This is a genomic window from Methanobrevibacter sp. (assembly GCF_017410345.1).
Lineage (GTDB): Archaea > Methanobacteriota > Methanobacteria > Methanobacteriales > Methanobacteriaceae > Methanobrevibacter.
On the sequence record NZ_JAFQQZ010000022.1, the window covers coordinates 1 to 20,863 of the forward strand.

19 protein-coding genes are annotated in these 20,863 nt (G+C 33.7%); 4 read left to right on the forward strand and 15 right to left on the reverse strand.

Going from position 1 to position 20,863, the window contains the following annotated elements; all coding sequences use genetic code 11:
* Positions 1-128 precede the first annotated feature (128 nt).
* The 12 genes from IJE13_RS02820 to eif1A all read right to left on the reverse strand — a co-directional run bounded on the left by IJE13_RS02820 (position 129) and on the right by eif1A (position 13,098).
* A complete protein-coding gene (locus IJE13_RS02820; protein WP_292776815.1) occupies positions 129-914 on the reverse strand; it encodes an ABC transporter permease subunit in 786 nt (261 codons plus the stop codon).
* Complete coding sequence (locus IJE13_RS02825) at positions 907-1,803, reverse strand: ATP-binding cassette domain-containing protein (RefSeq protein WP_292776818.1); 897 nt, start codon at positions 1,801-1,803, stop codon at positions 907-909. Before IJE13_RS02825 ends, IJE13_RS02820 begins: the two co-directional genes overlap by 8 nt.
* 72 nt (positions 1,804-1,875) lie before the next feature.
* Positions 1,876-2,712 (reverse strand): TIM barrel protein, encoded by an 837-nt coding sequence (locus tag IJE13_RS02830; RefSeq protein WP_292776820.1) that lies wholly within the window; start codon positions 2,710-2,712, stop codon positions 1,876-1,878.
* A gap of 157 nt (positions 2,713-2,869) precedes the next feature.
* On the reverse strand, positions 2,870-3,886 hold the full coding sequence (locus IJE13_RS02835) for a phosphorylating glyceraldehyde-3-phosphate dehydrogenase (RefSeq protein ID WP_292776822.1): 1,017 nt from the start codon (positions 3,884-3,886) through the stop codon (positions 2,870-2,872).
* 150 nt (positions 3,887-4,036) lie between these two features.
* Complete coding sequence (locus tag IJE13_RS02840; RefSeq protein WP_292776824.1) at positions 4,037-4,579, reverse strand: DUF2284 domain-containing protein; 543 nt, start codon at positions 4,577-4,579, stop codon at positions 4,037-4,039.
* A gap of 138 nt (positions 4,580-4,717) precedes the next feature.
* Positions 4,718-6,661 carry a cation-translocating P-type ATPase gene (locus IJE13_RS02845; protein WP_366514845.1) on the reverse strand — a complete coding sequence of 648 codons (1,944 nt, stop codon included), beginning with the start codon at positions 6,659-6,661 and terminating at the stop codon, positions 4,718-4,720.
* Between the two features lie 130 nt (positions 6,662-6,791).
* Complete coding sequence (locus tag IJE13_RS02850; RefSeq protein ID WP_292776827.1) at positions 6,792-7,064, reverse strand: metal-sensing transcriptional repressor; 273 nt, start codon at positions 7,062-7,064, stop codon at positions 6,792-6,794.
* Between the two features lie 242 nt (positions 7,065-7,306).
* Positions 7,307-8,407: a DNA topoisomerase IV subunit A gene (locus IJE13_RS02855; protein WP_292776829.1), complete on the reverse strand. Its 1,101-nt coding sequence runs from the start codon at positions 8,405-8,407 to the stop codon at positions 7,307-7,309.
* Positions 8,408-8,411: 4 nt separating this feature from the next.
* Complete coding sequence (top6B, locus tag IJE13_RS02860) at positions 8,412-10,190, reverse strand: DNA topoisomerase VI subunit B (protein ID WP_292776831.1); 1,779 nt, start codon at positions 10,188-10,190, stop codon at positions 8,412-8,414.
* Between the two features lie 708 nt (positions 10,191-10,898).
* Positions 10,899-11,498, reverse strand: coding sequence for a KH domain-containing protein (locus tag IJE13_RS02865; RefSeq protein ID WP_292776833.1), 600 nt, complete (start codon positions 11,496-11,498; stop codon positions 10,899-10,901).
* 247 nt (positions 11,499-11,745) lie between these two features.
* A complete protein-coding gene (locus tag IJE13_RS02870) occupies positions 11,746-12,522 on the reverse strand; it encodes a serine protein kinase RIO (protein WP_292776880.1) in 777 nt (258 codons plus the stop codon).
* Between the two features lie 270 nt (positions 12,523-12,792).
* Positions 12,793-13,098, reverse strand: a complete 306-nt coding sequence (gene eif1A, locus IJE13_RS02875) for a translation initiation factor eIF-1A (RefSeq protein ID WP_292776837.1) — start codon at positions 13,096-13,098, stop codon at positions 12,793-12,795.
* A 347-nt stretch (positions 13,099-13,445) separates the two neighbouring features.
* On the opposite strand from eif1A, the gene glp reads away from it, so the two are divergent.
* The 3 genes from glp (at position 13,446) to IJE13_RS02890 (ending at position 15,622) form a co-directional block, all read left to right on the forward strand.
* Positions 13,446-14,690, forward strand: coding sequence for a gephyrin-like molybdotransferase Glp (gene glp / locus IJE13_RS02880; protein WP_292776838.1), 1,245 nt, complete (start codon positions 13,446-13,448; stop codon positions 14,688-14,690).
* A gap of 81 nt (positions 14,691-14,771) precedes the next feature.
* Complete coding sequence (locus tag IJE13_RS02885; protein ID WP_292776842.1) at positions 14,772-15,242, forward strand: GyrI-like domain-containing protein; 471 nt, start codon at positions 14,772-14,774, stop codon at positions 15,240-15,242.
* A gap of 86 nt (positions 15,243-15,328) precedes the next feature.
* A complete protein-coding gene (locus IJE13_RS02890) occupies positions 15,329-15,622 on the forward strand; it encodes a hypothetical protein (protein ID WP_292776844.1) in 294 nt (97 codons plus the stop codon).
* Positions 15,623-15,667: 45 nt separating this feature from the next.
* On the opposite strand, the gene IJE13_RS02895 is transcribed toward IJE13_RS02890, so the two are convergent.
* From IJE13_RS02895 to hypD, 3 genes are all read right to left on the reverse strand, one after another.
* Positions 15,668-16,972, reverse strand: a complete 1,305-nt coding sequence (locus tag IJE13_RS02895; RefSeq protein WP_292776846.1) for a TldD/PmbA family protein — start codon at positions 16,970-16,972, stop codon at positions 15,668-15,670.
* A gap of 27 nt (positions 16,973-16,999) precedes the next feature.
* The gene (locus IJE13_RS02900) at positions 17,000-17,704 is read right to left on the reverse strand and encodes a phosphoglycolate phosphatase (protein ID WP_292776848.1); all 705 of its coding nucleotides are present in this window, start codon (positions 17,702-17,704) and stop codon (positions 17,000-17,002) included.
* A gap of 92 nt (positions 17,705-17,796) precedes the next feature.
* Positions 17,797-18,852 (reverse strand): hydrogenase formation protein HypD, encoded by a 1,056-nt coding sequence (gene hypD / locus IJE13_RS02905; protein ID WP_292776850.1) that lies wholly within the window; start codon positions 18,850-18,852, stop codon positions 17,797-17,799.
* A gap of 260 nt (positions 18,853-19,112) precedes the next feature.
* Here hypD and pseG point away from each other — a divergent pair, with 260 nt between their 5' ends.
* Complete coding sequence (gene pseG / locus IJE13_RS02910; RefSeq protein WP_292776852.1) at positions 19,113-20,849, forward strand: UDP-2,4-diacetamido-2,4,6-trideoxy-beta-L-altropyranose hydrolase; 1,737 nt, start codon at positions 19,113-19,115, stop codon at positions 20,847-20,849.
* Positions 20,850-20,863: the final 14 nt, after the last annotated feature.

Below are 20,863 nucleotides of genomic sequence, written 5' to 3' on the forward strand. Positions count from 1 at the left end.
AAAAAATTTAAAAAAATATAAAAAAATTTAAATAAATATTTAATAACTGTTTAGATTACTTAATATATACCTACAATTATTTAAATATTTTCATGACCTAAAATTTTCATGACTAAATCAATGATTCACTATAATGGCAAATCCTTCCTTTGGAAGACTAATATTCCTATAATGTATAATATTATCCCTATTAAAGCCATAATCATAAATTCCTGACTATATCCACTATTATTCACTATATTTGCCGGATCAAATAAGGTATTTAATGTGAAATATTCAAGGAACTCCAATGAATCATCAATTTTCATCAATAAGCTAATTACAAAGAACATAAGAGGCAATCCACCACCAATTATCAATGAATTCTTGGATGTGTTGAATATGCATGAAGCGCAAAAGCTTATTGAACTTATAGCGAAATGATATAGGAAAACTCCTACATTAAGCATTAAAAATGTATCAATATCCAATGCATCTGGCTGGAATGTGTTTGCAGCAAGAATTCCTACTATTGATGCTACTGCCCACATCACTATTAAAGATAAAATCAAATATGCTGCACTGGTAATTGTGAGTTTATATCTGCTCATAGGTGTGGATAGGAAACTTGCCATGCTTCCAGTATCTACCTTTTGGGCTATCATCCTATTTGCAACAAGGATTGAATAGACCATTGGAAAGACAATCGCCATGAGAGCATAGAATGAATTTGACATGAATCCCACCAATGTACCATTACCAGTTAGAATATTAGAAGCAATTGTTCCCTGTGTAGTGTTGCTTATACCGCTAATGGTTTCAGGTGTGAAAACATTACATATTACAGTTAAAAAAGCACAAAGTATAAGGGTGAAGGCCACTAAAAATTTAAAATTGGATTTTACCAAATAGTTAAAGTATGTAATGCTAAACATTATCATCACCCTCATAAAATTTCATGAAATATTCTTCCAATGTATGTTTTTCCTCTTTAAGGAAGAGCAAATCACAGGAAGCCAAATTTGAAATAAGATCATTGATTTCACTATCCACAATTGAAATCAAAGCTTGATTTTTGCTTGCTTCAAATTGCGCATCAGGGTACAGGTTCATAATTTTATTGAAATCATCCTCATTTTTAAATTCTATTTTGTAAGTTTTGTTTTCAGAATGCTTTAAATCTTCCATAACCACTTCTTTTATTAATCTGCCTTTTCTAATGATTCCAACTCTATCACACAATTTGCTGATTTCCTCAAAGATATGTGAAGACAGGATTATTGTCTTGCCTTTTTGCTTTTCACTTTTAATCAATTTAATAAATTTTTCTTGCATCAATGGATCAAGACCACTAGTAGGTTCATCTAAAAGCAATATTTGAGGATTATGCATGAAAGCCATTATAATTGCAATCTTCTGTTTCATTCCTTTACTCATGCTTTTGATTTTCACAGATGTGTCGATTTCAAAATATTCAATCAATTCATTTGCATAAGTCAAATCATTTGTCTTTCTGAGCTTATCTATCAATTTTAAGTATTCAATTCCAGTCATGTCATCAGGCAATGCAATCTCACCAGGCAAGTAACCTACATCTTTTTTAATGGTTGTTTTATCTTTCCAGCAGTCTAAATCACTTATGGACAAATTGCCTAAATCCGGCTTGCTAAAGCCCATCAAATGCCTTAATGTTGTTGATTTTCCTGCACCATTAGGACCTAAATAACCATAGACCTCCCCTTCTTCAATAGAAAGGGATACATCAAAAACACCTTTATTATCCCCATAATCCTTTGTGAAATTTTCAATAGAAATAACCTGCATCACATCACTTCCATAAAATCCTATTAATAAATATAAAAGAACAAATAATTAAATTAATCTGATTAAATTCACTTAAATTAAACTATCATAAAGCTGTTTCATTCTCAAAGCATCCTGGTCAATTAAAGGAGTTTCACAGATTATTGTAGCTTTCCAATCGTTTTCAATAAGATTCAAAAGCAAATCCTTAATGTGTGGACCATATTCATCATCTTCAGCTAAAGTGTGGTGCTTTTTCTCACCCTTGTCAGTATACTCAATAGTGGTGAAATGACAATGCAATCTATCAATTTCCAGATTGTCTTCAAGCTTTGAGAATATGCAATTGTAATCTTCCTTTTGATTAAGAATTCCTCTTCCCCTTGCATGGACATGGGCAAAGTCAATGGTTGGCTCGAAATGATCAAAGTTTGCGCACATTTCAATGATTTCATCAATGTTTCCCAATTGGGATCTTTTACCTGTTGTTTCAGGTGCAAATGTAAAGTTTTCTATTCCTTCCTCTTCACATCTTTCCAAAAGCCTTGTGTAAGTTTTCTTAGCTAAATCCATACATACTTCTGGTTTTCTGCCAGAATAGAATCCTGGATGGAATACAAGTCTATAAGCACCCATGAACTCTCCAACCTTTGCAGATTGAACCAATCTGTCTATTGTGCTGTCAATTTTCTCTTCCTCTTTTGAACAGACATTTACATAATAAGGACAATGCATGGACATTAAGACTCCATTTTCCTCTGCAGATTCCCTAAGTTTAAGAGCAGAAGATTCGTCAATTCTTACACCATAAGTGGATTGATATTCAAATGCATATAATCCTAAAGGCCCTAAGAATTCTGGAGATTCATGTGCTTTTCCATTAAACTCTATTGGTTTTCCAGCTGGACCAAAAATAACTTTATCTCTCATAAAAACACCGAAATTCTAATATAAAAATATAGAAATGAATTTTAAATAAATTTAAAATAAATTTTAAAAAACATTAAAATAAAAATTATAAAATTAATAAATTATTAAAAATGATTTAAGAAAAAAAGAAGAAAATTAAATAGAAAATTCTATTTAATTAGAAAATTCCCATAGCCTTGTTGGTCTTAGCAATGGATTTTTCATTGTCGGATTCCATTTCCAACATTGCACGGATAGCATCCACGTTTTCAGGCACTACATCGGATTCTTGGTGTACCGCTTGCATGTAGAACAATTCATTGTCTACAACATTGATGGATTCTTTCCATACTGGAATCTCATATAAATCGTTTCTGCTTCTTCCTAAATCTTTAGCATATTCCATAAGGGCTGCAGTTGAGTCTAATCCTGCTGCCGCTTCAACCACCATAACTCTGGAACGTTTTTCAAGTGCATCAATGACTTCATCTGGAGTGACTTCATTGCCAATCTCAACCATGAGGTTGTGTTGGTGCATTAAAGTGGTAGGAACGAGCAATGCCATTGTAGTGACATCAATGCCTTTCATTACAGTCTGTACATCAGGACCGTGGTGAGAAGGCACTTTTGGAGGGTTAGGAACAATAGCGTTGATAGGACCTTTCTTGATTTCAGATGGGTCAGATCCTCTTCTAACCATTACAGCACGGACTTTTTTAATATCAACTAATGGATTAAGAGTGTGTAAGGTACGGGTTAAACCGGTAGTGTTACAGGATACCACTCTTGCATAGTCCGCACCGTATGAATCATCATAGTTAGCAAATGAGTTGAAGGACAATCCGGTCAGTTCATGGTCTTCTCCACCTTGGTAAATTGCCTTTACACCAGCTTTCTTATACATTTCAAGGTTTTGAGGTCCGATGTTTCCAGGAGTACAGTCAACTACAATATCCGCTTCCTGAATCATGTCTTCAACAGTACCTGCAATTTCAATTCCCGCTTCCTTAAAGAGAGGTTCCCTTTCAGGAATTCCGATGTATAAAGGATATCCTTTTTCCTCTACAGCAGTCTTTGCTTCAAAGTTTGGTCTGGTCTTGCTTACACCAATAACTTTCATGTCATCTTGAGCGGCTACAGCATCAGCCACTCTCTTACCAATAGTTCCAAATCCATTAATAGCTACAGATTTCATTTTTTAAACTTCCTTTAAGAGTATTAAATTTATACAAAATTAAATTCAATATTATATAATTTAAGATTTATTATTTAATCTATATATAATTTGATATTTAATCATGAAAATTGGCTTAAAAAAAGGAAAGAAAGGAATAGAATATTTGTTTTATTCTAATAAAACTATGCCATAACAGAAATAGCTGTTATTCTCTTCATCTATTCCTAAAATTTCATATCCATTGTTTTCAATGGTTTTATGAATGTCTATACCACAAGCTTCACCTGATGGGCGAGCTTCATTTGGATACCTGCATTCCTCCAGATTACATTCCTCACCTTTAGATTTGCAGACCATGCAAGGACCAGCACCCATTCCAAATGCTTTATAATATCCAAAATGAGCACAAAGATTTTCTATATCAACAGATATTTTAGTTATTCCCCCAATATCATCTTCAATAGAGGCTAAACTGATTTCAAATAAAATAGCTGTTTTATATGAATTCACCATTCCAAGAAATTCTTCTGCCTTTGGGGTGTATGGCGGACACACCAATGTTCTGCCATAATTCGGACATCCAAATTGACATTTCAGTCTTGTCCAAGGTTCCACTACAATAGTGCCTGTGTCAATATATTCAAATTTAAAGTTTTTATAATCCTTTGTTAAATCATAGATTTCTTCTTTCAATTCATCTAAACTAATCATTAAATCACTTCAGACCATAAAATATTTTTAAAAATTAGAGTTTATTTAAATAAATTTTGAATTGTATCATTAATAAAATTTTTTAAATGAATTAAAAAAAAGAAAAAATAAAAAAATTAAAATAAATTTAATTATGTATTAATACTGGAATCTTAAAAGCAAAGATGAATAAATAACAACTATTACAGAACCAATATTATGAACAAATGCGCCGCCAATTGGACCTAAATATCCTAATGCCGCAAGTATTGTAGCTATGATATTTAAACCTAAAGCGAATGCAATTCCAATATTAATTGTCTTGATAGTTTTTCTAGAAAGTGCAATTAAATGTGGAATATGCTTAATGTCATCACTAACTAGACAAACATCGGATGCTTCAATTGAGATATCACTACCTACACCACCCATAGAAATACCAATATCTGCTTGTCTTAAAGCAGGAGCATCATTTATTCCATCCCCAATCATTGCAACCATATGATTGCCAGATTGGAAATCCTTAATTTTAGAAATCTTGTCTTCAGGCATGCAATCATATTTTAAATCATCAATAGCAAGCTCTGAAGCAATATGTTCTGCAGCATTCCTATTATCTCCAGTGAGTAAAGTAGAACTTATACCTAATTTATCCAATTGATTAATAAGCTCCGCTGCATCATCTCTTAAAATATCAGATAGTATCACTGCCCCTAATAATTTTCCATCTCTTCCAAGGTAGATTGGAGTTGATCCAATACTTAAACATTCTGAGATATTTTCATCTATGAAATCATTAGGAATATCAATATCTAATGAATTTAAGAAATCCACATTACCTGCACAAAGAATACTATCATTTAAATTAGCCTTTACTCCTTTTCCAATAATCATTTCAAAATTGGATACTTTTTCTAGGTTTTCCTTATTATTATTCTTATAATATTTTACAATTGCTTTAGCTAAAGGATGCTCAGAAGGACTTTCCAATGAAGCAAGCAAATGAATTAAGTCTTTTTCACTTATTTCTTCCTCATACTTTAGTATTTTTGTAACAACTGGTTTGCCATAAGTTAAGGTGCCTGTTTTATCAAAGATCATTTGATCTATTTTTGCCAGTTTCTCTATAGAAATTCCCTCTTTAACTAAAATCCCTACTTTAGTTAAATTACCAATTGATGCCATGATAGCTGTTGGAGTAGCCAATATCAATGCACAAGGGCAGAATACTACTAAAACAGTAACAGCACGAATAATCTCCCCTGTAAAGATTAATGTTAAAACTGCACAAATAAATGCAATAACAACTATTAAAGTTGCCCATTTATCTGCGGCCCTAACAACTTTTGCATTTTCCGGATTTGCAGATTCGACCAATTTAATTAGCTTTTGAAGAGAGCTGTCCTCTCCTTTTTTAGTAGCTTTCATTATAAAAGAACCAAAAAGGTTTATAGTTCCACTAAAAACTTCATCACCAACTATCTTGTCTATAGGTATAGACTCCCCAGTTAGTAAAGATTGATCTATTGAAGATTCTCCGCTAATTATCACACCATCAACTGGGACAGTTTCACCTGGAACAACCTTTATAATATCTCCTGCTTTAATCAAATTAGATGGAACAACTATTTCATTTTCATTTGTTCTGTTATAATTTATTACTAGAGTACAATTGCTAGGATTCAAATCAATGAGCTTTTTAATTCCTGCTTTTGTTTTAGAAACAGTATACTCTTCTAAAAAACCACCAATTGCCATAATAATAGCAATAACTCCTGCTGCAAATAATTCCCCAATGAGAATTGAAGAAATTATTCCAACAGATACAAGAACATCTGCTCTTATGTCAAAATCTCTGTAAAGACCCATTATTGCTTCTTTAAATATTGGAAAACCACAAAATATTATTGCTATCCAAATTAAATCAAATCTAAATAGGTCTGTTCCTATTACACTTAATATTGCTGAGACAATGGAAATTAAAATAAATACAATGTCTCTCTTTTCTCCATCTTGGAAGAAGTCTTTAACTCTTAAATTAGGTCTTTTAAAATCAATAAAAGTTTTTTCATTATTGTTAGAGAAAATTTTTTTGATATTCATTTTATGGCCTCCCAATTTTTTATTGAAATCATATAAAGTATAGGTATACCCTTATAGGTATACTAAGTATTTGAAAAAAAATTAAATTGTTAGGAATTAAAAATCAAGTTTAATCCCATAACAATTTAACTTATAATCTTGAATAATATTCCAATATTGTAGAAACATCATTTATTGCTTCATCACTCTCACCAGCTTCAATTGCATTTCTAATACAATTTTCGAGGTGTCCTTCTACTATAATAGATCCTACTTTGTGTAAAGCAGATTTGGAAGCGTTTACTTGCATTAAAATATTCTCACAAGGAATATCTTCCTCTATCATACGATCAATAGCATTTAATTGACCGATAATTTTGTTTATTCTTCTATGAAGATTATCCAAATCCATACATTGTTTCAAAATTACACCACCTTAAATTAATGTTATACCCCTATGGGTATACATAATTATAGTTAGAACAAACTAGTATATAAATGTTTTGAAAAATTGTGAATGAAAATTTTAAAAATTAAGAATGTTTTAAAAATAGAAGGTTTTAAAAATCAAGAATAAAAAATAGTGAAAACAATGAAAAAAGATCAAAATAGTTAAAATTAATATAAAAAAGAAAAAAGAAATAAATTAATTAAAAAATTAATTTATTATAATTGGCCAAACTGACGTAATTTCTCTGGGAAATATGTGTCTACTACATATTCAAGACCATATTTGGAGAAAGATTGCTGTTCTGCCTTTTTACCAATCTTAAGCATTTTCTTAATCTCGGTTTGCCAGAAATCAGTTTGATACCTTGGGTCTTTTGAAAGCTCTTTCAATCTTAATACATCGATATCCTTCAATGGATCTGTTGGAAGATCATATTCAATGATATCGGTAGCAGTTACTCCCAAGAACTTAGCATCAGGAGTAGCCAAATCATGATTTACATGAGCTAATTTTGCACTTCCGGAAATGATTACCTGTCCGATGTGGAATCCCCAAGGGTCTCCGTCGTTACAGATGTAGACTGGAAGGCCTAATTCTTCATTTACCCTTTTAATAAATCTTCTTGTAGCACGAGCTGCTTGACCTTTAAGACCAACAATCAAACAATTGAACCTATTATGAGCATCCTCTTGAACTAACCTGTGGAACATCCCCATGGTTTCCACTGCAAGCACAAAGTCAGCGCCACAATCCAATAATTCAACTTGGTCAATAGTTGGTGAAATGGTATAACCGGATTTACCTGCTCTTGCTGCATTGATTTCAAACTCACCATCAAGCAAGGTGATATCTCCATAAACGGATGCACCGTCTTCTTCAGGCATTAATCCTAAATCTTCACGGGTTGCACCTAATGCAACTTCCAAGTCTTCACCTACGATGTTGGATTCCTGTTGGTTATTGAATTCAATACCCCAACCTTCAGAGATATAATACATTTCCCTGATAGTTGCAGTCTTATCCCTTAATACCAAGTCTTTACAGAAATTAGCAACATAAACCATTTGTCCTAATTTTCTGATTTGCTTTACATTACCAAGAGATCTTCTACCATATCTGTCTCCAAGAATATAATAACGTTTATCTGGGTCATAAACAATATTACCGGTACCTCTAGAAGGAATTCTTAAGGTAGGCACCTTTTCCTTTTCAACATCCTCAATGATCTCTTGACCAAAAGATTTTAGTTTATTGAAAGTGTATTGTCTTCTTTGCTCTTTGTGAGTATGTTTATGAGTAGTAGTTTCTTCAGCCATCTAATCATTCCTCCAAATCTTCTGAGTCAAACAATGTAGACTGTTCGGTTTTCTTGGATTTTTTCTTCCTAGGTTTTTCATCATCCAGGAATGCTTCATCCAAGTCAGATTCCTGAACCCTATCCTTACGGCTTGAATGTTCCTTGTCAACCACATGACCGAATTCGTCAAGCTCTTCAAGCAAGGAATCGACGTAGTCTTCCTCTTCTATCTCTTCTTCAACCTTTTCGCCCATCAATTCTGCCAATGCTCTTCTTGTCACTTTAGCGAGAACCGGCTTGTAATCAGGAACCTCAGTTTCAGCAAGTGATGCTGCCTCTTCAATGATGACAGGAACATAGTCTTCAAATATCTTGGACCTCATTGCCTTTTCCTTTTCGGCCTTTTTGGATCTGATATGTCTTTGAAGTTTTCTTGCTATTTTCATGGTAGCCTGTCTGATTTCATGAACGATTTCAGGTTCTGGAGCAATACTCTGCTTACCTGTAGACAAGTAAGGAACTTGTGTTGAAATGATGTTTACAAATAAGGTAAGTGGAGTGTTGTCCAAGTCTCTAAGACCGTATCTTCTCCAGTCAATGGATTTCAATGCCTCTGTAATGGCACAGCTTCCTGCATCGAAAGTCAATGGAACTCTGTTTGCAAACCTTAGTATTTCAGATTTTCTTTGTTCATTGACAATTCTACCGGCATCTCCACCGTAAGCAATACCTGCTTCAACAATGAATGCCACACCACCTTTATAGGTAACTGGTGTTCTTGTTATGGTAGTGATGAATTCAGGCTTCAATATCAATTTCATACCCTTTTCAATTTGCTCTTCACCAATAGGAATAAGTCCGGAAGTAGGAGGAGCCATGAATTTCATTTTTCCAAATGCTTCAACAATAGCTTCAGCTTCAGCCCAAGTCATGTTTTTCGGACGTTTTTTCATGTCAATTCCGGTAATGTCCTGAAGCTCTTTGATTTTCTTGGAAGACATTCTTGATAAGGAAGTGGTCAACATGCTTTTGAAGTTTCTCTTATCTGTGGTCTTTGCAATGTGAGTAATGTCATCTGCAGTAACACCTTTAGGGTGAGGTAATACTTCCTTAGGCAAGACTGGAACAATCTCTGCAGCTCTCTTAAAGATGTATTTGTGTCCTTTCGGATCTCTAAAGGTAATCTTTGCATGAGGGTTAGCGATCATGGTTCTACGAATGTACTCGAATGCACCCTGTTCAGCCAATGAATAGGATACTTCCTTGAAATGGAGCTGGATACAGACACCAGTGCTTTCAGGAGTGAAATGCTCAGTCTTGATAACATCCCCGACATTGTTCTTTACATCCATCTTAAATTCCATTTTGACCCCTTTAAGTTCACCATCCTCTCTCCATCCGGAAATTACATGGGTGGACTCACCGGTAGTCATCTGGGATAAAAGCACACAACCACTACAACCTAAACCTTGTTGCCCTCTTGATTGAATGTTTCTGAATTTGGAACCTGCAAACATCTGACAGTATACTTGAGTTACAAATTCCTCAGGAATACCTGGACCATTATCTGAATGTCTTAAAAGATAATGTTCCTTTCCGAGTTGCTTTAAATCAATTCTGATTTCCGGCAATATACCTGCTTCCTCAGCAGCGTCAAAACTGTTTGTAATCAATTCGTGGAAAACAATAGTAAGTGATCTGATCTTACCGGAAAATCCTAACATCTGTTTATTTTTTCTAAAGAACTCTGATGGAGTCAATTGGTCAAAATTCTCAAAGAGTTCTTGTGCTTGTTGAGACAAATTAAACTTCCTTTACATAGTTTTTAATTAATTAAGCAAATTATAATTAATTAAAATAATAAATTGACAGTTTATTTAATTCAATTCATAAAAATTCCCATTAAAAATACAAATCCAATATACAATAACAAATCTTTTTACATGGTAATGTAATCATAAAATTGTAAAATTTTTAAAAAAATCTTCGATATTTGTGAAAATTTTATTAAAATTAAACAAAAGTTATTTTTATGGAAAATTTTTATATAAAAATGAAAAAATTACTAAAATTTTAGACAAACTAATAATCAAATAAATACAAAAATGTGTCAAAACTATAGTAAATATATCACTATATATACATATGTTGTTGAAAGTATATAAAAGTTTTCAATTACTACAAAAATTTTAATGGAACATACACCACATTGCATAAAAATTTAGGCTAAATATAATTAAATTACATCACATCAAAAAATATCGTTAAAAAATATTAAACCATACATATATCTTTAATGAAAAATAACAATTAATTAAGAAAATTGATTCGAAGCAATAGAAACAATACCAAATTGTAAAAATAGAAATTGATTGAAAAATTAAATTGTGATGATGAGAAAATAGAAATAAAAAATAGAAAAATTAGAAAAAAATGAAAAAATGAGAAAATAAAAAGAAAAAATAAAAGAAGATGAAGATAAGATTATTAAAAAGTAAAATAAAAAATTCTTAGTCTAAGTCATCACGGAATTGAATCTCATCCCTTTCAATTCCAACGACTTCCTTGAACTCTTTCATTTTACGTTCGTTCTTCTTATTTTCCAAAAATGCATAGACGGATTTATGCCTTGATCCATTGAGAATCATTTCAACTGCTTCCTTAGCAATCATCACACTTTCAAGTTCGCCGATCAATGAAACAGTCTTGCCATAAATAGCCATATCCACTTCAGCCATATCTACAATTATCTCTCTGGTTTTTCCATCTTTTCCAATGATTCTGCCCTTGTATCTTGCCATCGCCTTTTTGGATTTGCCTACATACAAAGGCAATTTGATTATTTCCAAATAAATGTCATCCTTATTTAATTTTAATGCTACACGAGGATTGAATCCACGAGCAATAGCTTTTACAATATGATTTGCTTTCCATACACCAAGAGGATCTTCCATATTTTCATTAGGATAAATAGCTACAGTACAGTCCTCACTATCAATATCCAAATGAGTATTGGTTGCATTTTCAATTAATTGTTTGGTTTCTCCTTTTGTTCCAATCAAAGCACCCACTCTATCTGCAGGAACTTTGAGATAATCGGTTTCCGGCAATTCATTCACCTCTTTGATTTTTTAAAAATTTTTATACACAATTATATATTAAATATTTAGATTAAATTTAATAAATATTTTGATAAAATAAAAAATGCTCATAATGGAAACCTATTGGAACATTAAAAATATTTCTTTAATGTATATAAAAAATAGATTTCCTAAGAGCATTTGAAAACTAATATTCTCAAGAATTCTCCTAAGAATAGATTATAAATTAATTTTTTCATTGATTCTCTCTTTTTGATTAGTCTTTAATCAAACGATTAGTCAAGTCTTCAATGGAAGTGTCCACACCCATTTTTGAAAATTCAAAGCTGATGTTCTTGATGTCCCTTTCAAGCAATTCCCTTGCAATTATGTGGTCCTTTACAACAGATTGGGAAACATCAATAATCACAGGCTGTTCATAATGATTTAGAATATTATAGCTTGACAGGTCACCATGAATCAGATTTGCCTTATTGATGAACTTATCCATCTGGTCCACCAACTTCTCATAAAAGTCATTTGGATCTTGAGGAGGCAAGTTCTTAACGGTTGGTGAAGGATTTCCAGCACCATCGCCAATGAATTCAATTATCAATACATTGTTCAGGCTTGTTATTGCCTCTGGAACCTTTACTCCTGCATCCCTAAGCCTTGTCAGATTCCTATATTCCTTATTGACCCAATTATTGATCAATTGCCTTTTATTGCTTGACCTCACATTGAAACGAGGGTCTCCCGCAATGTAATATTGCATTTTCTTAAAATCGGAAGTGGCTATCCTATAAATCTTGACAGCAACAATTGAACCGTCATCTTTTATTCCCTTCAATACATTGGCTTCCTTTCCAGTGCTTATGGCACCATTCAAGACATCCAAATAACCCTGATTGGCCAATTTGTAAAGTACCTGCAATGTTGCCTTGTCGAATATTTCACTGGATACCTTCCTATCATCAGAATCCTTGATTCTCTTTTGGGAAATCAACTTTTGAACTTCTGCATCCGCCTTAGCCACTCTTGGATTTTCATCCATGACTTCTTCGTCAGATTCATCCTCTATTGAATCCTCATCCAAAAGTTCATTTTCCATAAGTCCCTCTTCTAAGAGTTCCTCATCCAAAAGTTCAATATCAGCATCAGCCATTCTTGGATCTTCTTCCATAAAAACACCATTTTAAAATTAGAATTGACAAAAAGAGTTTAAAATAATAAGAAATGAAAAAAAGTAAAAATAGAAAGTAAAGGCATTGAAAATTATTAATAAAAAAAGTAAATCATTAGCTATTCATTAGCGATAGCTGATTTACATAGTTAAATAACCTTTTCTTTCAAGCCAGTTGGATTCAGTTCTTGTGTATCTCCAAATCACATCAGCCTTTTGGTCTGATTGGAAATCCCATGGCTTTACAAGAACCACATCACCTTCACGTATCCAGATTCTCTTTTTCATTTTTCCAGGAATACGTGTCATTCTGATATTGCCGTCAGCACATCTTACTTTAATTTTTCCATGACCCATAATCTGTTCTACGACTCCTGGAATTTCACCTTTTCTAGGAGTGCGCACTCTTCTATATTCTTGTTGATCGTTATTTTGTGGTTTACTCAAAAATTCTCCTCCTACTCATTCTCCAAAATTATTTAATAACACATCATTTTAATAAATCATTTAAAAATAATTAATATTCGATTAAACAATATTCAAAAATATTAACAAATAATCGTAAAAATTATTGTTTAGAAATTCAGCAAATAATTTATTATTATATATTATATATTTCTTAATATAAATACTAACAAGATAATTTATAAAGGTTTTGATTTTTCAGAGGAATTTTTGATGCAAAAATACAGAATATAAACATAATATAAATATATCAAAAAATATATTATAATTATATAATTTTTCTAAAATAAATTTTCTAAAACAATTTTTAAAACTTAAAAGGTAATACAATGGGTGTAGAATTTTTAAAGATAAAGGAAGTAGATGAAGCAAAGGAAATCATAAATGAAAAATTTGATGAATACTATACTCCACAATCAGAAATAATCGATATAGCAGAAAGCAACAATAGAATCACATTCAGCAAAATTGAAAGCAAAATCGATTTTCCTCCATTCAACAGATCATTGAAGGATGGATTTGCAATTAAGGCAGAGGATAGCTTCGGCGTTAATGAGGAAAATCCTAAAAAACTCAAGGTCATTGACTTTTTAGAAGCAGGTTCATTTACCGACAAAACCGTTGAACTTGGCAAATGCGTGGAAATAAGCACAGGTGCACCGATTCCAGAAGGAGCGGATGCAGTTGTGATGGTAGAGTTCTCCAACAAGCCTGAGGACAACAGTGAACTTGCAGAGGACGAAATTGAAATATTGACAAGCGTGACACCTTCCCAGGACATTGGCCAAAAAGGTTCAGACGTTAAAAAGGGACAGACCATTCTTGAGGAAAACATCCTGCTAAACCCACCTAAAATAGGAGTTATAGCTGCTCAAGGAATTGACACCGTTGAAGTGTATAAAAAGCCTAAAGTAGGAATCATCTCAACCGGAAACGAACTATTGACCAATCAGGAAGAACTGAAGCCTGGAAAGATCTACGATGTGAACAGTGAAATGATTAAGGCTGGCGTAGATAATTGCGGTGGAGAAGGAGAATGCTTAGGCATCGTTAAAGATGTTTATGATGATTTGAAAGCTAAGATTCAAGACTCATTGAAGGAATGCGACATCTTATTATGTTCCGGAGGAACATCTGCAGGTGTCGGGGATAATATCAGACATATCCTAGATGAACTTGGGGAAGTTTACATTCATGGAATTACTGTCCAGCCTGGAAAGCCAACCATTCTTGGAGTGGTTGACGGAAAGATAGTCATTGGACTTCCTGGAAATCCTGTATCTGCAATTGTAATATTCAACGTATTTGTTGCACCGGCCATCAAGAAATTGGCAGGATACAAAGATGATGAAGAGCAGAAAACAATAAAGGGAACTTTAGCCAGAAGAATCCATTCACCAATCGGAAGAATGCAATATCAATTGGTTAGAGTGGAAGAGGACACTGTAATCCCAATCTTTAAGGATTCCGGAGCCATATTCTCACTTGCAAGTGCAGCAGGATACACAAAGGTTTCCAAGCAAACTGAACTGCTTGAAGAAGGAGAGGAAGTTGAAGTAATTCTCTTTAATTAAATAAAAGTCAAAATTAAAAATCAAATATTTTTAAAATAAAATCCATAAGAAAGATATATTATTATAACTATAGGTGTAAACATGGAAATTAAAGAAAAAACAATTGAAGATCAAAAAGTAGCTATCATGAATTATAAAGGCTCCCTGAATGACATGGAAGTCCTGATTTCCAAATTGACCGGTTGGGTTGAGGTTGAAGAAATCGAAACAGTTGGAGAATTGTTTGCAATATTCTACAATAACCCAAGAACCGCAAAGGAAAATGAAGTCGTTTACGATGTGGGAATTCCAATCAACCCAGAATTAGACCCTGATGAAACTGAGGAAATAAGAATCGTAAACATCATTGAACACAAAGTATTGTCCGGAATCCATAACGGAAGCTTGGACAATATTCAGGAAACCTATAACATTATGGCAGAATATTCCATTGAAAACAAATATGATATTATCGGATCTCCAAAGGAAGTTTACATAAAAAACAAATACGAAGTTGAAAATGAAGATGATATGGTAACTGAAATACAATTGCCAGTCATTAAAATGGGATAATTACCCATTTGCACTATATTATAATAATTCTTTATAAAATAAGTCTTTATAAATAATTCTTTATCTGCTAGAAAGAGGTTGGAATTATGGCTAGAGGGAAAAACAAGAAATTAACTAAAAAAGAAGAGAAAGAACTAAATGAAAAGGTAGATAAGATAATAGAAAAAAACTTTGCAGACTTTTCATCTCAAGATGAGCTTGAAAACTTTATCCAAGATGCCTTTAATGAAAAAACTTCCAAATACAATAAGAACCTAAAGAAAAAGGAAAAGGAAATCAATAAAAAAGTATCAAAAGTCTATAAGACAGACAATAAAAGAATTGATAGGAAAATAAAGGAATTGGATAAAAAAATCAATGCAAGATTTAAAAATATCTAATAAAAATAAAAAAAGAATAATTTGATCAAACTTTTAAAGTTTGATCTAATTTCCTACAACTCTTACATCATGCAAAAGCAATTTAGGAATTATAAAAGATCCTCTTTGCTTTGTCTCATCACCTACAGCTACCGCATCACCTAATAAGTCATAGATATTTCCGGAAATCATAGCCTTTTTAATAGGTTTCCTTTCACCATTGTCAATTATGAAAGAATTGCTTGCTTCAACTGAAAAGTCACCAGTGATTGGATTTGCTGTATGTGCACCTAAGACATCAGTCACCAGGAATGCATCTCTTATTTCATCTTCTGCCACACGGTCTTTGAAATCAAAGATAATGTTTGAGCCGCTTACGGAAGGGGTTCCTGCATAAGAGCCTCTAAATCCATTTGAAGTGCTTTTCACACCATCCTTATTGGCAGTATATATATCATATAGATATCCTTTAAGAACACCATCTTCAACCAAGGCAGTCCTTCTTGAAGCAGTTCCCTCATCGTCAGTGACTCCAGAGTTCAAACCTCCATCAACTGTTCCGTCATCATAAATAGAAAGGCCTTCAGAGACTATCTTCTCACCTATCTTGTCTGCAAGCCTTGACCTTCCCCTTTGAACATTATCTGCACTGAAACCGCTCATGAATGTGGAAAGCAAACCGGTAACTGCATGATAATCCAATACAACATCCTTATCTGAAGTTTCAATATGGTCTCCGCCTAAAGAGGATTTTGCCAAATCACATAGGTCTTCAGCTAATTTTATGCCATCCAAATCATAAAGGCATGAAGAAACGGAGTCGTAAGCTGTTGCCAAATCGCCATCCTTTAGGGCATTTATTGAAACTCCCAATGCAAATCCAGTGGATTTGTCATATGCTTCAACACCATTGGAATTTACAATCAAGACTTCCCCTTCTGCTGCTGAAAATCCACCAGAAGTGGTTTGACATCCATTATCATCAATGCAATTCAAAACAGCTTTTAGGGAACTTGTAAGTTCATTCAAATCAATATCCTGAAATTTCTTATCAAAAGTCCCCTTGATTTTAGGCAATTTTTGAACTTCTGCAAAAGAGAAATTTTCATCTTTTGAATTAAGCTTTGAGTTCAAATATGCATTTTCACAAGTCTTTGCTATTTCACCCATATCAGATGTGAAAGCAAAACCTACGGAACCGTCTTTAATGACTCTTATTCCAATGCCTAAGCTGATTTCCTCTTTAGCAAAATTCAAATCGGTCTTTTGAGAATCCAATTGCAGCAATTCAGCATTTTCCAAATAGATTTCATAATCATCTGAATACTTTGAAATTTCCCTTTTTGCCTCTTCAGCCAATTCATATAACATATTATCACACAATAATCTTAAAGAACCTTATTTTATATTAAAAACAAATTTATCAATGGCTTCCGCCACTCCATCACCATACTTATTCTCACATACATAATCGGCAATTTCCTTTAGCTCATCACATGCATTGGCCACTGCAACCTTAAATCCGCCGGCACGCAGGAAATCAATATCATTTTCACTGTCACCGACGCACATTATATTTTCAATATTGAAATCCAAAAGCTTAGCCAATTCAACGAGCCCTGTCCCTTTATCGACTGCAGGATCTGTCAAGTGAAGAGCAAATCCGCTGTCATAGACTTCCACATCAAAGTCTGCAAGCAGCTCTTTAAGTGGCTCTGAGTCCATGTTCTTATAGAAGCAGATTTCAGAAACCCTTGCATCGGAATCCTCTACAATCTTAAATGGAATGTCTTCACCGAATTTTTCAAGCAAAAAGTCATAAGCCTTCTGAGCCTTGGAGATGTCTCCTAAAACAATTACCCTATTGTCATTGTATCCGTCATGATAGATAACCCCACCATTTTCACAAATCATTCCTCCAGTGGTTCCGACAAGTGTAGCCACCGCATAGGTGAAGTGTGAAATGTTTCCGGTGGCAATGATTACTGGAATTCCTGCATCTTCAGCCTTACGAAGGGCATCCAATGCACTATGACAGACCCTTCTTCTGCCGTCTGTAATTGTTCCATCGACATCTACAGCTATCGCTTCTATATTTACCATAAAAACCACTTTATTAAAGAAAATATTAGACTTAATTAAAATTATATTAAAAATATTTTAAAAATTTTTAAAATTAATTCCTAACCAATAATTTATCTGCTATATCTGTGAGCAATATTACAGGTTCCTTCCTTACTTACCATACATGCACCAATCGGATGCATCGGATTGCATGCCTTTCTAAACAGTTTACAATCGGTTGGTTTAGCCATACCCCTTAAGATAGGACCGCAAATGCAGCCTTTTGGAGCTTCAGTAACATCCTTCACTTCAATATCGTATTTCTTCCTTGCATCCCACTGGGCAAACTCATCATTGACTTCCAATACGGAATCTGGGATTTTAGGGAAACCTCTCCATTCTCTGCTTTCAACATGGAAAACCTCATCCATCATTTCCTTTCCAATGACATTTCCCTCAGTCCTTACAGCACGCTTATACTCATTGTCAATCCTAGGAGTTCCATTATGAATTTGCCTTAAGATCATATAAACGGACATCAGGATATCCAATGGATTAAATCCTGCCACGGCTTGAGGAATTCCGTATTCAGTGGAGAATTTTTCAAAGGGTTCGGTTCCCAATATTGTACATACATGTCCAGGTTCAATCAATGCGTTCAAGTTGGTCTCACCGGAATTGATTAAAAAGTCAATAGCCGGTGGAATCAATCTGTGGCAAGAAACGATTGAAAAGTTTTCAGGAGGTTTCTTCAATAATTCAGATGCAGTTGCAGGAGCGGTTGTTTCAAAACCTGCAGACATGAATACAACATCATTGTCCAGCTTCTCTGCAATCTCCACTGCATTTGGAATACCATAAACAACCCTCACATCAGCCCCTTCTGCCTTAGCTTCTGCAAGAGAGCCGTTGGAACCAGGAACTCTTAACATGTCTCCGAAGGTAGTTACAGTAACGCCCTTTTCAATCAATTGGAGGCACTCATCGATTTCTCTTGAAGGAACAACACATACAGGGCATCCAGGGCCTGCCACAATCTCCACTTCAGGAGGAAGCAAAGATCTAATACCGTGTTCCATAATGGTATGCTCATGAGAACCGCAAACATGCATAATCTTAACAGGAGTAGCTAAATCATTTATCCTTTTTATTAAAGTATCAGCCATCTCTTTTACGCTAGCCATCATAACACCTTAAATTCTTTTAAATAATAAATTATCAAATTAATTTTATAATTTGTTTTGAAATCTCTTTTAAAATTTCATTTTAAAAAATTGTTTTGAAATTTGTTTTTAATTTCTTATTTTTTATTTCTTAATTAATTTATTTATAATTAATAAAATTTAATATTAATTAATAATATACTATTATTAGTTTGTCTTAATTAATAATATTTTTTAAAATTTACTAATTAATGAATTATAATCAATGGCTAAAAGGTTTTAAAATGTATAATGATAATAAAATTTTAGTTGTAATTCCTGCTAGAGGAGGCTCAAAAGGCATTCCCCGCAAGAACATACGCTTGCTTGGAGGAAAGCCACTTATAGCACATACAATAGAGATGGGAAAGGCATCAAAATATGTTGATGATGTCATTGTAACAACCGATGACAATGAAATCAAGTTCATTGCAGAAAAATTCGGCGCGGAAACAATAAAGAGAGATGGAAATCTTGCAGAAGACTCAATTCCACTTGATCCGGTTATCTACGATGCCACACTTCAAAAGGAAAATGAACTCAATTATGAATATGACCTTGTTATCACAGTACAGCCTACTTCCCCACTTCTTAAGACAAAAACCTTGGATTTAGCTATTGAAACATTATTAAACCCAATTGACAGAGATGACCAATCAGATAAGAATGAATATTATGACACAATAATAAGCGTTGTTGACGACAGGCACTTAAGTTGGGGATACGATGAAGAAAACAAAAAGTATTTCCCACTTTACAAGGAAAGAGTGAACAGGCAATACCTGCCAAAGGCATTTAAGGAAACTGGAAGCATCTTTGCAACAAAAAGAGAATTCGTTAAGGAAAACAGCCGCCTTGGAGATAATATCGGACTTATTGAAATCTCCAAACAGGAAAGCATTGACATAGACAATTATGAAGACTGGTGGGTGGCTGAAAGAATCCTAAAGAAGAAGAGAATCCTGATTAAAGCTGATGCATCTCATGAAATCGGAACAGGACACATCTACAGAGCTCTCTCAATAGCTTCAAAATTGGTCAATCATGAAGTGATGTTCCTTCTTGATGAGGCACAGCCTTTGGGAATTGAAGTTGTAAGAAACAATAACTACCCTTACATAACCCATAACAGCGCCAAAGGTGAAGGAAAAAAGGCAGAGGATGAAGCAAAAGATGAAATCATAGCGAAAATAGTTGAGTATGACCCGGATATTGTAATCAACGACATCCTCAATACAAACTCCAAGTACACAAAAACCCTTAGGGACAAAGGATTTTTCATAGTGAACTTCGAAGATGTTGGGGGAGGAGTGAAATATGCCCATATGGTCTTTGATGCATTGTATGAACATAAGATACCTCTTAAGAATCTCTACTCAGGACATAAGTATTATATTCTAAAGGATGAATTCTACTACCAATCATTCAAGGAAATTGAAGAGGAAGTGGATAAGGTTCTCCTTACCTTTGGAGGAACAGACCCAAATAATCTCACAGAAAAGGTTCTTGAATCAATATTGGAAAGCAATTACAAAAACAAGATTGAGATTATTTTAGGTCTTGGCTATGCAAACAAAAAGGAAATTCAAGAGAAATACAAGGATAATGAAAGAATAGAAATCTATGAAAACGTCAAGAACATGAGCGAGCATATGCACGATGCTGACCTGATATTCACTTCAGCAGGAAGAACCATGTATGAAATAGCTTCCCTGGGCGTTCCGTGCATTTGCCTTTGTCAAAACGAAAGGGAACTGAGCCACATCTTTGGAAATGTGGAAAACGGATTCATCAATTTAGGTTTAGGAAGCGAATGTTCTAAAGAAGAAATCAAAGAAACCTTTGAAAGCACAATTGAAGATTATCAATTAAGGAAGGAAATGAACAGGAGAATGAGTGAAATAGATCTGAAACATGGATTTGACAATATTAAAAGGCTTATTAAACAATCATATAAGGAATGGGAAGAGGAAAATAAATAATTTTTATAAATTAA

What these genes read in the sequence shown, in the direction of transcription:
- IJE13_RS02820 (WP_292776815.1), bottom strand. Translation starts at nt 914, where the DNA reads ATGTTTAGCATTACATACTTTAACTATTTGGTAAAATCCAATTTTAAA.
- IJE13_RS02825 (WP_292776818.1), bottom strand. Translation starts at nt 1,803, where the DNA reads ATGCAGGTTATTTCTATTGAAAATTTCACAAAGGATTATGGGGATAAT.
- IJE13_RS02830 (WP_292776820.1), bottom strand. Translation starts at nt 2,712, where the DNA reads ATGAGAGATAAAGTTATTTTTGGTCCAGCTGGAAAACCAATAGAGTTT.
- IJE13_RS02835 (WP_292776822.1), bottom strand. Translation starts at nt 3,886, where the DNA reads ATGAAATCTGTAGCTATTAATGGATTTGGAACTATTGGTAAGAGAGTG.
- IJE13_RS02840 (WP_292776824.1), bottom strand. Translation starts at nt 4,579, where the DNA reads ATGATTAGTTTAGATGAATTGAAAGAAGAAATCTATGATTTAACAAAG.
- IJE13_RS02845 (WP_366514845.1), bottom strand. Translation starts at nt 6,661, where the DNA reads ATGAATATCAAAAAAATTTTCTCTAACAATAATGAAAAAACTTTTATT.
- IJE13_RS02855 (WP_292776829.1), bottom strand. Translation starts at nt 8,407, where the DNA reads ATGGCTGAAGAAACTACTACTCATAAACATACTCACAAAGAGCAAAGA.
- IJE13_RS02870 (WP_292776880.1), bottom strand. Translation starts at nt 12,522, where the DNA reads ATGGATGAAAATCCAAGAGTGGCTAAGGCGGATGCAGAAGTTCAAAAG.
- glp (WP_292776838.1), top strand. Translation starts at nt 13,446, where the DNA reads ATGGGTGTAGAATTTTTAAAGATAAAGGAAGTAGATGAAGCAAAGGAA.
- IJE13_RS02885 (WP_292776842.1), top strand. Translation starts at nt 14,772, where the DNA reads ATGGAAATTAAAGAAAAAACAATTGAAGATCAAAAAGTAGCTATCATG.
- IJE13_RS02890 (WP_292776844.1), top strand. Translation starts at nt 15,329, where the DNA reads ATGGCTAGAGGGAAAAACAAGAAATTAACTAAAAAAGAAGAGAAAGAA.
- IJE13_RS02895 (WP_292776846.1), bottom strand. Translation starts at nt 16,972, where the DNA reads ATGTTATATGAATTGGCTGAAGAGGCAAAAAGGGAAATTTCAAAGTAT.
- IJE13_RS02900 (WP_292776848.1), bottom strand. Translation starts at nt 17,704, where the DNA reads ATGGTAAATATAGAAGCGATAGCTGTAGATGTCGATGGAACAATTACA.
- hypD (WP_292776850.1), bottom strand. Translation starts at nt 18,852, where the DNA reads ATGATGGCTAGCGTAAAAGAGATGGCTGATACTTTAATAAAAAGGATA.
- pseG (WP_292776852.1), top strand. Translation starts at nt 19,113, where the DNA reads ATGTATAATGATAATAAAATTTTAGTTGTAATTCCTGCTAGAGGAGGC.